General features: G+C 61.5%; 15 protein-coding genes. 8 read left to right on the top strand and 7 right to left on the bottom strand.

Annotated features, from left to right (window positions below):
- Positions 1-67 precede the first annotated feature (67 nt).
- The 7 genes from ACVWXD_RS06755 to ACVWXD_RS06785 form a co-directional block, all read right to left on the bottom strand.
- Positions 68-421, bottom strand: coding sequence for a Na+/H+ antiporter subunit G (locus ACVWXD_RS06755; RefSeq protein WP_032889780.1), 354 nt, complete (start codon positions 419-421; stop codon positions 68-70).
- Positions 418-696, bottom strand: a complete 279-nt coding sequence (locus ACVWXD_RS06760) for a K+/H+ antiporter subunit F (RefSeq protein WP_005789171.1) — start codon at positions 694-696, stop codon at positions 418-420. Before ACVWXD_RS06760 ends, ACVWXD_RS06755 begins: the two co-directional genes overlap by 4 nt.
- Positions 693-1181 carry a Na+/H+ antiporter subunit E gene (locus ACVWXD_RS06765; RefSeq protein ID WP_032889779.1) on the bottom strand — a complete coding sequence of 163 codons (489 nt, stop codon included), beginning with the start codon at positions 1179-1181 and terminating at the stop codon, positions 693-695. Before ACVWXD_RS06765 ends, ACVWXD_RS06760 begins: the two co-directional genes overlap by 4 nt.
- Positions 1178-2860 (bottom strand): monovalent cation/H+ antiporter subunit D, encoded by a 1683-nt coding sequence (locus ACVWXD_RS06770; protein WP_032889777.1) that lies wholly within the window; start codon positions 2858-2860, stop codon positions 1178-1180. Before ACVWXD_RS06770 ends, ACVWXD_RS06765 begins: the two co-directional genes overlap by 4 nt.
- Positions 2857-3201, bottom strand: a complete 345-nt coding sequence (locus tag ACVWXD_RS06775; RefSeq protein WP_003192163.1) for a Na+/H+ antiporter subunit C — start codon at positions 3199-3201, stop codon at positions 2857-2859. Before ACVWXD_RS06775 ends, ACVWXD_RS06770 begins: the two co-directional genes overlap by 4 nt.
- Positions 3201-6122: a monovalent cation/H+ antiporter subunit A gene (locus ACVWXD_RS06780; RefSeq protein WP_181643827.1), complete on the bottom strand. Its 2922-nt coding sequence runs from the start codon at positions 6120-6122 to the stop codon at positions 3201-3203. The genes ACVWXD_RS06775 and ACVWXD_RS06780 overlap by 1 nt, the downstream gene beginning before the upstream one ends.
- A gap of 193 nt (positions 6123-6315) precedes the next feature.
- Positions 6316-7245 carry a DMT family transporter gene (locus ACVWXD_RS06785; RefSeq protein WP_095184419.1) on the bottom strand — a complete coding sequence of 310 codons (930 nt, stop codon included), beginning with the start codon at positions 7243-7245 and terminating at the stop codon, positions 6316-6318.
- A 93-nt stretch (positions 7246-7338) separates the two neighbouring features.
- Here ACVWXD_RS06785 and ACVWXD_RS06790 point away from each other — a divergent pair, with 93 nt between their 5' ends.
- The 8 genes from ACVWXD_RS06790 (at position 7339) to ACVWXD_RS06825 (ending at position 14165) form a co-directional block, all read left to right on the top strand.
- A complete protein-coding gene (locus ACVWXD_RS06790) occupies positions 7339-7902 on the top strand; it encodes a helix-turn-helix domain-containing protein (protein ID WP_095184420.1) in 564 nt (187 codons plus the stop codon).
- Positions 7903-8042: 140 nt separating this feature from the next.
- Entirely contained in the window at positions 8043-8399 is a 357-nt protein-coding gene (locus ACVWXD_RS06795; RefSeq protein ID WP_457370811.1) for a hypothetical protein, read from the top strand.
- 174 nt (positions 8400-8573) lie between these two features.
- A complete protein-coding gene (locus ACVWXD_RS06800) occupies positions 8574-9770 on the top strand; it encodes an SfnB family sulfur acquisition oxidoreductase (RefSeq protein ID WP_032889769.1) in 1197 nt (398 codons plus the stop codon).
- A 12-nt stretch (positions 9771-9782) separates the two neighbouring features.
- Positions 9783-10109 (top strand): acyl-CoA dehydrogenase, encoded by a 327-nt coding sequence (locus ACVWXD_RS06805; protein ID WP_099600995.1) that lies wholly within the window; start codon positions 9783-9785, stop codon positions 10107-10109.
- On the top strand, positions 10109-11542 hold the full coding sequence (locus ACVWXD_RS06810) for an LLM class flavin-dependent oxidoreductase (protein WP_339483095.1): 1434 nt from the start codon (positions 10109-10111) through the stop codon (positions 11540-11542). The genes ACVWXD_RS06805 and ACVWXD_RS06810 overlap by 1 nt, the downstream gene beginning before the upstream one ends.
- Positions 11543-11668: 126 nt before the next feature.
- On the top strand, positions 11669-12517 hold the full coding sequence (locus tag ACVWXD_RS06815) for an AMP-binding protein (protein WP_457370812.1): 849 nt from the start codon (positions 11669-11671) through the stop codon (positions 12515-12517).
- Positions 12514-13284 (top strand): ABC transporter ATP-binding protein, encoded by a 771-nt coding sequence (locus tag ACVWXD_RS06820; protein ID WP_032889762.1) that lies wholly within the window; start codon positions 12514-12516, stop codon positions 13282-13284. Before ACVWXD_RS06815 ends, ACVWXD_RS06820 begins: the two co-directional genes overlap by 4 nt.
- Positions 13284-14165: a branched-chain amino acid ABC transporter permease gene (locus tag ACVWXD_RS06825; protein WP_032889760.1), complete on the top strand. Its 882-nt coding sequence runs from the start codon at positions 13284-13286 to the stop codon at positions 14163-14165. Before ACVWXD_RS06820 ends, ACVWXD_RS06825 begins: the two co-directional genes overlap by 1 nt.
- The last annotated feature ends 3 nt before the right edge of the window (positions 14166-14168 follow it).

Below are 14168 nucleotides of genomic sequence, written 5' to 3' on the forward strand. Positions count from 1 at the left end.
GATTCAGCATGAAGTGCTGCGTTATCGTTGACGAGCTTCGCGAGCTAGCGCTGATAAAGTGCCGGAGCTACGGTGTTTTATCGGCGCGGCGGCTGCTGACTTCGGCCGGCACGTCATCACCGGCCATGCGCTTGCGAAACAGTGCCGTACGGGCCAGCAGCAACGTGGTCACCGGCACGGTGATCGACAGCAAAATCGGAATCAACCACCCGTGCAGCACCGGCCCGGACTTGAGTACCGAAAAATACACGATCGACGCCAACGCTACACACCAGGCTCCCAACGTCGAGGCCAGGGCAGGCGGGTGCATGCGCTGGAAGAAGTCCTTCATGCGCAGCAAGCCGATCGCGCCGATCAGCGCAAACACACTGCTCAACACCAGCAGCACCGCGACCACGATTTCCATCCAGAACGGCATCATTCAATCACCTCCCCGCGCAGCAGGAATTTCGCCAGGGCAAACGAGCCCACAAAGCCAAACAACGCAATCAACAGCGCCGCTTCAAAGTAGGTGTCACTGGCATAACGAATACCGAGCACCAGCATCATCAGCATCGCCAGGATGTACAGATAGTCCAGCGCCAGTACCCGGTCTTGAGCTGAAGGGCCTTTGAACAGGCGGATCAGCGTCAGCACCATGGCCAGGGAGAACAGGAACAGGCTGAACAGGATTGCATTGGAGAGCAGGGCGCTCATTCGAAGATCTCCATCAATGGCCGCTCGTACGCGCTTTTGAAATGTTCGATGAAGGCCACTTCGTCCTCCAGATCGAAGACGTGCAGCAGCAGGATGCTGCGATCCAGCGCCAGTTCCGACCAGATGGTGCCGGGCACTACGGTGGTGATCATCGACAGGGCGGCAAGGCCGTTGGCGTCACGCAAGTCCAGGGGGATCTTGATGAAGCGCGAACGCGGTGGGCGCGAGCCGCATGTCAGCACAGCCCAGGCCACTTGCAGGTTGGAAACGATCACATCGCGGCCCACCAGGAAGAACAGGCGGATGATTACGCCAGGTCGGCGGATACGGATCGGCAGCGGGCGCAACGGCGCCATCAGCAGTGGGGCGAGCACCCCCAGCGCAGCACCTAGCAGCAGATGGCCAGGGCTGACGGAGAGGTTCAGCACCAGCCACAGCACCCACAATGCCAGGGACAACCACGGGGCAGGGAGCAGACGCTTCATGGTTGCACCTCCAGAGCGGCCGTCTTGGCTTCAGGGCTGAGCACTGGTCGCGTGGCCATGACCGCCATCACGTAGCTTTCCGGGTTGTTCAGGCTTTGGGCGGTGGCCTGGGTGTAGCGCATCAGCGGCTCGGCCTTGAAGGTCAGCAGGATGCTCAGGCCCAGCAGGAAGAAAATCGGCACGCATTCGTAGCGGCGCAGCAAGGGCGATGGACGCTCCTCCGGGGTCCAGAAACGCTGGACACCCAGACGGGCGAAGGCGATCAGCGAGGCCAGTCCGGACAGGATCAGCAATGCCATCAGGCCCCAGGCCGCAGGGCGAATCGGGCCTTCCTGGCCGCTACCCAGGCCCAGTGGATTGACCAGCGCACTCAGCAAGCTGAGCTTGCCGATAAACCCGGACAGCGGCGGCATGCCGATGATCAGCAGTGCGCAGGCGACAAAACTCAAGCCCAGGAACGCCATGGTCCAGGGGATCACCTGGCCGACTACGGCTTTCTGCTCGTCATCCAGGTTGACCCCTGGACGCGGGTGCAACGACTCCATGGCCTTGGGCAATGCATCGATTTCTTCATCCAACGGCAGGTCATTGGCCGAGCGCGAACGCTCGATCAATTCGGCCAGCAGGAACAGCGCACTCAACGCCAGGGTCGAGCTGACCAGATAGAACAGCGCCCCAGCGGTCAGGCTCGGCTGGGCGAAACCCACCGACGACAGCAGGATGCCGGCCGACACCAGGATGCTCAGGCTCGCCATGCGCTCCAGGCGTTGCGCCGCCACCATTGCTAGCCCAGCGAAGACGATGGTTGCCATGCCGCCGTACACCAGCCAGTCGCCACCAAACAACGCCGAAGCGCCGGCCTGGCCGGAGAACAGCAGCGTCCACAGGCGCAGCACGGTGTACACGCCGACTTTGGTCATTATCGCGAACATCGCCGCCACCGGCGCGCTGGCCGAGGAGTAAGCGGGCGCGAGCCAGAAGTTCAGCGGCCACATGCCGGCCTTGGCCAAAAACGCGGTGGCGAGGATCGCCGCACCGGCATGCAACAGGCCACGATCGGCCTCCGGTACCAGCGGGATTTTCAGTGCCAGATCAGCAAAATTCAGCGTACCGGTAACGCCGTAGATCATCGCCGCGCCAATCAGGAACAGCGACGACGCCAGCAGGTTGATCGCAATGTAATGCAGGCCCGACGACACCCGCGCGCGGCCCGAGCCGTGCAGCATCAAACCGTAGGACGCGGCCAGCAGCACCTCGAAGAACACGAACAGGTTGAACAGGTCCGCCGTGAGGAACGCGCCGTAAAGGCCCATCATCTGGATCTGGAACAGCGCATGGAAGCTGGTACCGGCACGGTCCCAGCGGGCCATGGCGAACAACAGCGCGCTCACGCCGATAATCCCAGTGAGCACCAGCATCAATGCCGAGAGTTGATCCACCACCAGCACGATGCCGAATGGCACCTGCCAGTTGCCCGGCAGGTAGACGCCAATCGAGCCGGGGCCACCTTTTTGCGTCCAGTACAACAGCAGGATCGCGATGCCGAGGCCGATGACGCTGGAGAACAGATTGATCTTGGCTTTGAGCGGGCGGCGTTTTTCGCCGAGCATCAGCATCAGCGCTGCGGTGAGCAACGGCAGCAGGATGGGGGCGACGATCAGTTGGTTGACCCAGTTCATTCCTTGGGCTCCCGGCCGTCCACATGGTCCGTGCCGGTCAGGCCCCGTGACGCCAGCAGCACCACCAGGAACAGTGCGGTCATGGCGAAGCTGATCACGATGGCCGTCAGCACCAGTGCCTGGGGCAGGGGATCGGTGTAGTTGAGCAGGTCTTGCGGCACGCCGTCCTTGATGATCGGCTCTTTACCGATAAACAGGCTGCCCATGCTGAAAATGAACAGGTTGACCCCGTACGACAACAAGCACAGGCCCATCACCACCTGAAACGTCCGTGGCCGCAGTATCAACCAGACGCCGGAGGCCGCCAGGACCCCAATGGCAATTGCGATGACTTCTTCCATCAGGCGGCTCCTTCTGTTGCGGCGACTACTTTGGCCTGGTTACTCGGTTTATGCGCGCGCACCGACTGGTGACCGAGGGCAGTGAGCATCAGCAAGGTCGAGCCGACGACCATGGCGTAAACGCCGACGTCGAAGAACAGCGCGCTGGCGACATGAATATCGCCCAGCAGCGGCAGGCTGAAATGCCAGGTGTGCGTGGTGAGGAACGGGTAGCCGACAAACAACGCGCCGATCCCGGTCAGCGTTGCCGAGAACAGGCCGAAGCCCATCCAGCGCATTGGCCGCAGGCTCATTTGTGCCTCGACCCACTGCGTACCGGCCACCATGTATTGCAGGATAAACGCCACCGACATCACCAAGCCGGCGACAAAACCGCCGCCCGGTTGATTGTGGCCGCGCATAAACAGGTAGAACGACACTACGAGGGCAATCGGCAGCAGCAGGCGTACCAGCACTGCCGGCACCATCATATAGCCCAGGGCGGTATCGCTGGCCTGGCGCGGGTTGACCAGGTCGGTCGCCACGTCCGGCGCCAGTTGGCGCTGTTGTGCAGGCAGCTGCATGCTTTCCTTGGACGGGCGGAAGCGCCGCAGCAGGGCGTACACCGTCAGCGCCACGGCGCCTAGCACGGTGATTTCGCCGAGGGTGTCGAAGCCACGGAAGTCCACCAACATCACGTTTACCACGTTGCTGCCGCCGCCTTCGGGAAGGGCGCGGCTCAGGTAGAACGAGGAAATATCGTTGGGCGTCTGGCGCGTCAGCATCGCGTAGGACAGCAGCGCCATGCCGCCACCGACCACGGTAGACAGCAGGAAGTCACGCAGGCGGCGAATGCGCGCCTTGCGTAGCGAGCTGGGCAGTGGCGAGACTTCTTCGATCCGCCGTGGCAGCCAGCGCAGGCCGAGCAGGATGAGCACGGTGGTGACCACTTCGACCACCAGTTGAGTCAATGCCAGGTCGGGCGCGGAGAACCATACGAAGGTGATGCACGTCATCAGGCCGCACACGCTGACCATGGTCAGTGCCGCCAGCCGGTGGTATTTGGCTTGCCAGGCGGCGCCCAGGGCGCAGGCAATTGCCAGCAGCCACAGGGTCACGAACACGATGGAGCCGGGGATCTTCGGCCGGTCGCCCCAACTGAGGCCGCTGTTGAACATTGGGATCATGGCGCCGATCACCGCGACGATCACCAGCAGGAACAACTGGGTCTGCAGCCGCTTGGTGCTGATGCGTTTTTCGATTTTGCGCACGCCGCGCATCATCACCACCAGGCTGCGCTCAAAGCCGCGCTTGCCGTTGAAGTAGCTGATGACCGGCGGGTACTTGAAACGGCCGAGCTTGAGCTGCTTGCGCAGCATCAGGTAGAGCACCACGCCACCGGTCATGGCCACCAGGCTCATGATCATCGGCGCGTTCCAGCCATGCCAAATGGCCAGGCTGTACTCCGGCAGTACACCGCCGACCACCGGCAGTGCCGCAGCGGCGAGGATCGAGCCGACCACCTGGGCCGGGAAAATGCCCACCAGCAGGCAGGTGAATACCAGCAACTCGACGGGGGCACGCATCCAGCGTGGTGGCTCGTGGGGTGTGTGGGGCAGGTCTTTGGCAGGCGGACCGAAGAACACATCGACCGTAAAACGCAGCGCATAGGCCACGCTGAAGGTGCCGGCGATGGTTGCGATCATCGGCAGGGCGATTTCCACCCACTGAGTGGCCGAGATAAATACGGTTTCGGCGAAGAACATCTCTTTGGACAGGAATCCATTGAGCAATGGCACGCCGGCCATGGATGCGCTCGCCACCATCGCCAGGGTCGCGGTGAACGGGATCAGGCGCACCAGGCCGCTGAGCTTGCGGATGTCGCGGGTGCCGCTTTCGTGGTCGATGATGCCCGCCGCCATGAACAGCGAGGCTTTGAAGGTGGCGTGGTTGAGGATGTGGAACACCGCCGCGACGGCCGCCAGCGGGCTGTTGAGGCCCAGCAGTAAGGTGATCAGCCCGAGGTGGCTGATGGTGGAGTAGGCCAGCAGGCCTTTGAGATCATTCTGGAACATGGCGCAGTAAGCGCCGAGGAGGAGGGTGAGGGCGCCGGCACCGCCGACGATCCAGAACCATTCTTCGCTGCCCGACAGCGAGGGCCACAGGCGGGCCAGCAGGAACACGCCGGCCTTCACCATCGTCGCCGAGTGCAGATAGGCAGACACCGGGGTCGGTGCCGCCATGGCGTGGGGCAGCCAGAAGTGGAACGGGAACTGCGCGCTTTTGCTCAAGGCGCCGATCAGCACCAGGGCCAGCATGACCGGGTACAGGGCGTGCGCGCGAATCTGATCGCCCGCCGCCAGCACCAGGTCCAGGTCATAGCTGCCGACGATATGCCCCAGCAACATCACGCCTGCCAACAGGCACAGGCCGCCTGCACCGGTGACCATCAACGCCATGTAGGCGCCGCGTCGCGCATCGGCGCGATGGTGCCAATAACCGATCAACAGGAACGAGAACAGGCTGGTCAGTTCCCAGAAAAACACGATTTGAATCAAGTTGCCGGAGATCACCAGCCCGAGCATCGCGCCCATAAAAGCCAGGAAAAATGCGAAGAAACGTGGCACCGGATCGTCCGGCGACATGTAGTAGCGCGCATACAGCGCCACCAGCGCGCCGATGCCGAGCACCAGCATCGAGAACAGCCAGGCAAACCCATCCATGCGCAACACGAAGTTCAGCCCAAGGCTGGGTAACCACATGAATTCTTCGCGGATCACGCCACCGTGGGCGATCTGGGGGTAGAGCAGGGCGACTTGAATGGTGCCGACCAGGGCCACAAGGCCGGCCAACAGGGATTCGGTGTTACGTGCATTGTGCGGCAGCAAGGCCGCTAGACAGCTGCCAATGAATGGCAGAAGCAGTAGAACTATCAGGGACATAGGCTTCTAATCTGCGGGAGTTTGGGATGCATCATACGTGCCGCTTTGATGATCACCAAACGGCAAGATGTGGCAGGATCCTACAAGGTAGGCTGAAACTTCCCATTTGGCATTGTTTCATTAGGCTGGAATTACCCCTGTCGCGAGGGCGTATGCTCTTGCCGGGCTGCGAGGCAACTCCAAAACACGAACCTCAGTTCTGACGCTCTTGCTCCAGCTCTTCAGCCAACGCGAGCGCTTTCTGCCCCTTCGTCTTTAATTCGCTGACAATCACTGCCACCACGATCAACACCGCCCCCAGCATCGCAATCGGCGGGAACCGCTCGCCGGCAATCCGCCCCACCACACCTGCCCACACCGGCTCGCCGGCGTAGATCAGCGTGGCTCGTGTCGGTGAAACGCTCTGTTGCGCCCAGTTCATCGCGACCTGGATTACCGCGCTGGTCAAGCCCAAGCCCACGGCGCTGAACAGCAGCAACCACGAAAACCCCGGCAGCGCCTCGCCCATCGGCACCACCATCAAAAACGATAGGAGTGAGGCTGTGGCCAATTGCACCACCGTCACCCGGCGCACATCCACCTGACCGGCAAATGCGCTGATCAAGATGATTTCCGCCGCAATCGCAATGGCACCGATCAAGGTCGCGATTTCACCTGGGCTGAAATTCAGCGAAGCCCCCGCAGGCCCGGTCAGCAGCATCAATCCGGCAAACGCGAGCATGATGCCGATGCTCGGCATTAACCCAGGGCGACGGCCGAGTACCAGCCATTGCAACAACGGCACGAACGGCACGTAGAGCGCGGTGATAAACGCCGACTGGCTGCTCAGGATCGTCTGCAGGCCGATGGTCTGCAAGCCGTAGCCAAACATGATCGCCACACCGATAAACACCCCGGCCTTCAATTCAAACAAGGTCAGGTCGCGCAGCGTGCGCAACGAGAAGAAACCCACCACGATGGCCGCAGCCGCAAAGCGCAGACCCACGAAAAACATCGGACCGCTCACCGTCATAGCGTGCTGCACCAATAAAAAGGTGCCGCCCCAGATCATGGTGATAAACACCAGAATGCATTCGGCTTTGCTGAAGCGGTTGAAACGCGAAGGGGTTTTGGTGGTGGTCATGGCGGCTCGGTCTTGCACAGGGAAAGGTACGGACCGCACAATGCGCCGCACGCTGGGCAGTATACTGCGCACACCCACCTATTGAGCAATATAGTGCACAAAGAAAATCCACAACGGGCCTCGGTCCTGCAGCACGTCAGCCAAAACGTTCGTCGCCTGCGCCACGCCGCCGACCTGAGCCAGACCGCGCTCTCGGAAAAGTCCGGGGTCAGCCGGCGCATGCTGGTGGCCATCGAAGCAGGCGAGAAAAACGTCAGCCTGTCCACCTTGGACCGCGTGGCCGAAGCATTGGACGTAGCCTTCAGCGACCTGATCCAGGCTCCGGACGTACGCGATCACAGCCGCATCAACGAACTGGCCTGGGCCGGTGAAATTGCCGGGAGCAAGGCGGTGCTATTGGCCAAGGCTACCGCGCGGCGCGAGGTTGAATTGTGGGAGTGGCGCCTCGAACCCGGTGATCGCTATTGCCCGGACCCCGACCTGGAAGGCTGGAGCGAGCAGCTGTTTGTGTTCGAGGGCAGCTTGACGCTGGTCGTGGGCGATCAGGAAAACACCATCGGCGCCGGCGAATTCTTCATGTTCGCCAGTCACCAGCCCCACGCCTATCGCAACGATGGCGAGGTCGCCGTGCGCTTTGTGCGCAACGTGGTGATTTAGCGGCCTTGTCTACAAGGATGCTGATGAGCACCTGTCAAGTTTCACAGCTTGTTTGTCTCATGTACCGGGCATAGGTTTATGGCATCACTGCCCGGAAGTGGTTGGTTGGCGGTGTTTGATCAATCACTGGAGGATGCACCATGAAAGACGAACAAACCCCCGTGCTGGTGAACCCCGCACCATCCCTGGAGCCATCACAGGGCGGTGTCGTCCAATATGCTGATGTGGAGGCTAAAGAGCTCAAATTGGTTATCAAACCGTTCGTTGGCATGGCAGAAGGTCAAATAATCAATGCGAAGATTGAGGGGAATGGCACCAGTTACTTCAGGGTTGAAGTTAAATCGGTAGAAACCTTGGAAATTCCCGCGTGGACTGGAAAACCGGTTTTTTTCACGCCCCTCGTTTATGTGAGTTTTGAGGTGGAAGGGCTTTCGCCGCCTTATAAATCGGACCTTGGTAAGTACATTGTCGAAGGGGCTCCTCCCACCGCTGCATAGAGCGTGTTCCATACGTTACTGTTTGCAGGTGAACAGTGACTAGACAGTTTGCTGTATGACAGCGCTCCCGTTCTTTGCGAGCTTTTAATTTAACTCATTGTTTTTAAAGTTTTTTTTCATGTGGCACGACTTCTGCTGTAGCTCCTGCATATCCCTGGAGCCTGGAGTCGGCCCATGTCAGCCCATCCTCAACACCCTGCCCATATCATCCGCTCGGACGCGGAGGCCATCGAGGTCGCCACGCGCCTGGCCGAACGCTTCGCCGTCGATGCCAGCGTGCGTGACCGCGACCGTCGCTTACCGGTAGACGAACTCGACGAGTTCTCCGCCAGCGGTCTGTGGGGCATCACTGTTCCCAAGGCCTACGGTGGCGCCGGTGTGTCTTATGTCACCGTGGCCGAAGTGATCAAGTTGATCTCCGCCGCAGACCCGTCCTTGGGGCAAATCCCGCAGAACCATCTGGGTGTCGTCGACATCCTCCTGCAAACCGCCACCGAGGAGCAGAAGCGCTATTACTTCGGCAAGGTGTTGGCGGGCTACCGCTTCGGCAATGCTTTCTCCGAGGCCAAGAGCAAAAACGCCGGCACCTTTGACACCCAAATCCGGTTTCACGGTGATACCGCGCAAATCAACGGTGAAAAGTTCTACTGCACTGGCGCACTGTTCGCCCATATCGTGCCCACGGTGGGCAATAACGAAAAGGGCCAGGCGTTCATTGGTTTTGTCGAGCGCAACGCGCCAGGCCTGACCGTGATCGACAACTGGGACGGCTTCGGCCAGCGCACCACCGCCAGCGGCGGCGTGACCCTCGACGGCGTGACTGTGCCTTTGAGCGCGGTGATTCCCGCCCACTTGGCGTTTGACCAGCCCACGGCCGATGGGCCGATTTCGCAAATCATCCAGGCAGCGGTGGATACCGGCATTGCCCTAGGCGCCCTTGAACAGGCAAAAATTTTCGCGCGCCAGGCCCGTCCCTGGATCGACAGCCAGCAGGATCACGGCTGGCAGGACCCGTTCACCATCGCCGCCATCGGCGATCTGGAATGGCGCGTGCACGGCACTGAAGCGATCCTCGCCAAGGCCGGCATCGCGGTTGACCAAGCCTTGGCGCAACCGAACGAAGACACCGTGGCCAACGCCTCGCTGATCGTCGCCCAAGCCAAGGTGCTGTCCGCCGAAACCGCCTTGCTCGCCAGCAGCAAACTCTTCGAACTGGCCGGCACCCGTTCGGTCACGGCCAAGCACAACCTCGACCGCTTCTGGCGCAACGCGCGCACCCACACCCTGCACGACCCGGCCCGCTGGAAATACCACCTGATCGGCAACTTCGTGCTCAACGGCGTGAAACCTGCGCGCCACGCCTGGAACTGAGGAACCTGACCCATGACTGCCTTGAATCTCGCGCGCCAACTGCTGGACAGCACCCGCCGCCATGTCGAAAAAAGCGCTGACCCCTATGTGATCAGCCGCTTCGGCGACTTGCAGATCCGTGTGGATGTGGCCGCTGCCTTGCTCGAACGCGCCGAAACCCACCCGAGCCCGGTGGCCGCCACCGAGGCGCAGATCGCCGCCGCCGAAGCCCTCATCGCCGCCAGTAACGCGGAATTTGAACTGACCGGGCAACGCACCGCGCTGCCGTCGACCCTGGATGATCCGTTGCGCAACAAATACCAGGTTGTCGGCAACTACCACCTCAACGGAGTGCTGTGATGTCCCGTGAAATCCGCTTGAACGCTTTCGACATGAACTGCGTCGGCCATCAATCTCCCGGCCTGTGGGCGCACCCACGTGACCGTTCGTGGCAGTACAAGGACCTGGAATACTGGACCGATCTGGCGAAAATTCTGGAGCGTGGCAAGTTCGACGGTCTGTTTATAGCCGACGTGCTGGGCATCTACGATGTGTACAACGGCAACGGTGATGCGGCGATTCGCCAGGCCACCCAAGTGCCGGTCAACGACCCGTTGTCGCTGATCGCGCCGATGGCGTTGGTCACCGAGCACCTGGGCTTTGGTCTCACCGCTTCGTTGTCGTTTGAGCATCCGTATCCATTCGCGCGTCGGCTGTCGACCCTGGACCATCTGACCAAGGGCCGTATCGGCTGGAATATCGTCACTTCCTACCTGGAAAGCGGCGCCAAGAACCTCGGCCAGAAAGCCCAGACCGAACACGACGCACGCTACGACTACGCCGAGGAATATCTGGAGGTTTGCTACAAGCTTTGGGAAGGCAGTTGGGAGGAGGGCGCGGTACTGCGCGACCGCGAGCGGCGGATTTTCAGTGATCCGAGCAAAATCCACGAGATCCGACACGTCGGCAAACACTTCCAGGTGCCCGGCATTCACCTGTGCGAGCCGTCGCCGCAGCGCACGCCTGTGCTGTACCAGGCCGGCGCGTCCAGCCGTGGCAAGCAGTTTGCCGCCGAGCAGGCCGAATGCGTGTTCGTCGCCGCGCCGTCCAAGGTGCTGCTGAAAAAAACCGTTGCCGACATCCGCCGTCGTGCGGCCGAGGCCGGGCGTGATCCGAAGAAAATCCTGATCTTCAATTTGCAGACGGTGATCGTCGACGAAACGGACGCCAAGGCTAAAGCCAAGTTTGACGACTACAAATCCTATGTGAGCTACGAAGGCGCGATGGCGCTGATCTCCGGCTGGACCGGCATCGACTTCAGCCAGTTCAAACCGGATGAGCCGCTCAAGCATGTGCACACCAACGCCATTCAATCGGCGGTGGAAGCCTTCTCCACGGCCGATCCGAATAAAGTCTGGACGCCGAATGAACTGGCGGACTGGGTCGGCATCGGTGGCTTCGGTCCGCTGTTTGTCGGCGGTCCGGAGACGGTGGCAGACCTGTTGCAGGAATGGGTCGAAGAGACCGACGTCGACGGCTTCAACCTGGCCTATGCGCTGACCCACGAAACCTTTATCGACGCTGTGGAATGGCTGGTGCCGGAGTTGCAGAAGCGTGGGGTGTACAAGACCGAATACGCCGAAGGCACGTTGCGCGAGAAGTTGTTTGGCGACGGTGCGCGACTGGGAGCCAACCACCCGGGCGCCAGCTATCGCGATCTTTCCAATGCACATAAATCCAATGTGGGAGGGGGCTTGGCGCCGATAGCGGTGGCTCAGTCAAAGGTGGTCTAACTGACCCACCGCCATCGGGAGCAAGTCGAATCGTCGCACCGCCCCTCCCACAGTTGTCCCGTGTCGATCCAAATAATCAAGCCAGCGGACCACCGCACGCACACCCTCCACTAGGAGCAAACACCTATGAGCGTGCTCGAACCCAAGGCCCTCCTGGAACACCTGCAACACTGGGCACAACTCACGCCGTTGCACATCGCCCTGCGCCACAAGCGCCAGGGCCAATGGTATGCCTGGCGCTGGATTGACACCCTGCGCGACGTCGAGCGCCTGGCCGATGGTTTGCGCCAGCAAGGTTTAAGTGAGCAGTCTCGCCTGGTGCTCAGCGGCGCCTTTGAGCCGAACCTGCTGTTGCTGGCGTTGGCGGCCCATTCCGTCGGCGCGCAAGTGCTGACGCTGGCCGATGACCTTGAGCCGCAGGCCCTGGAGCAACACCTGTGGCGTATGCATCCCAGCCACGCCTACGCTCAAGGTCGTCAGCGCGATTGGACGTTCACCCAGCGGTTGGATTTCGCCCAATTGCTCGGCCCGGTCGAGCCTGCGCAGCATTTGCAGCGCTGGTGGCAACCCTCCGGCGAAACCGCACTGTGGAGCGAGGAGGGCACCCATTGGCAAGGCGGTCTGGCGGTGCTGCTGGAGCAATGGCTGAGCAGCGGCCACGGCCTGGCCTTCCCGGAAAGCCTTGCCTCGGCGCAGCGCGATCGCAGTGAAGTGGCGCCCACCGGCTTGCTGCTGTCGCCGGAGCGTTTGCGGCACCTGGCCGATGAGATCGAAAGCCGCCTTGCACCCCGCGGCACCTGGCGCCGACGCCTGTGCGGCTGGGCCATCGCCCACCCTCAAAGCGGACTGCGCCGTTTACTGAAGAACCGTGTACGCAAACTGCTGGGTTTCCAGCGCCTGGCCTCTATCTGGCAGCCACTCAAATCCACTGCCGAGCCCGTGTGGCTGGCTGAACTCAAACGGGATATCGCATGAGCGACGCTATTCTTCAGGTGCGCGATATCTCGCTGTCATTCAAAGGGGTCAAGGCCATCAATGCCTTGTCTTTTGACGTGCAGCGCGGCGAGATCTGCGCGTTGATCGGCCCTAACGGCGCCGGTAAAAGTTCGTTGCTCAATGTGCTCAATGGCGTGTATCGCTTTGACGCCGGCGAGATCGTCTTCGAACAGCAACATTTCCACCGCATCGACCCCTTGGGCGCCGCGCGCCGAGGCATTGGCCGCACCTTCCAGAACAACGCGCTGTTCAAAAAAATGAGCGTGCTCGACAACCTTCTCACCGGCCTGTCGCGGCACATGCGCAGCAGCTTTATCGAGCAGGCCCTCGGCTTGCCACGCGCGCGCCGCGAGGCCGCGGCCTTTCGCCAGCGGGGCCAAGGCATTCTTGAGTTCCTTGAGCTGCAAGCACACCGCGATGTGCTGGTGGGCAACCTGTCCTACGGCCTGCAAAAACGTGTGGAGTTGGGCCGTGCACTGATCGCCGGACCTAGCCTGTTGCTGCTCGACGAACCCATGGCCGGGATGAACGCAGAAGAGAAACAGGACATGGCGCGCTTCGTCGCTGACGTGAACCGCGACCTCGGCACCACCGTGGTGTTGATCGAACACGACATGGGCGTGGTGATGGGACTGTCCGACCACGTGGTGGTGCTCGACTACGGGCGCAAGGTCGGCGACGGCACGCCGGCGCAAGTACAGGCCAATCCCGAGGTGATCGCCGCCTACCTGGGAGCCGTACACTGATGACCTTTTTCTTCGAAACCCTGCTCGGCGGCCTGCTCGCCGGCACGATGTATTCACTCGTCGCCATCGGCTTCGTGCTGATCTACAAAGCCAGCGGTGTGTTCAATTTTGCTCAGGGCGCGATGCTGCTGTTTGCGGCGTTGACCTTTGTCAGCCTGCATGACCAAGGCGTGCCGTTTGCTCTCGCGTTGCTGCTGACGGTGATCGTGATGATCGTCGGCGCGTTGCTCATCGAGCGCCTGGTGCTGCGCCCGCTGGTGAACCGCTCTCAGATCACCCTGTTCATGGCCACCCTCGGCTTGTCATTCATTATCGAAGGCCTGGCCCAGGGCTTGATGGGCGCGCAAGTGCGCGCCCTGGACTTGGGCATCGACGACGTGCCGCTGTTTGTCGGCCCGCTGATGCTCAGCCAGTTCGACCTGATCGCCGCAGCGGCTGCCGTGGTGCTGGTGACGGTGCTCGCGCTGCTGTTCAACAAGACCCGCATCGGTGTGTCGTTGCGCGCAGTGGCGGATGACACCACAGCAGCGCTGTCCATCGGCATCAACCTCAACCGCATCTGGCAGATCGTCTGGGCGGTGGCCGGCATTGTCGGGCTGGTGGCCGGGCTGTTGTGGGGCGCGCGCCAGGGGGTGCAGTTTTCGCTGTCGCTGGTGGTGCTCAAGGCATTGCCGGTGTTGATCATCGGCGGCTTTACCTCGATTGGTGGCGCGATTGTCGGCGGGCTGATTGTCGGCGCGGCGGAAAACCTGGCCGAGGTGTATATCGGCCCGCTGATCGGCGGCGGCATCACGCCGTGGTTCGCCTATGTCTTGGCCTTGGCCTTCCTGTATATCCGTCCCGCCGGTCTGTTCGGCGAGCGCGCTATTGAGCGAGTCTGAAAC

The sequence above is a fragment of the Pseudomonas sp. TE3911 genome (assembly GCF_054062775.1).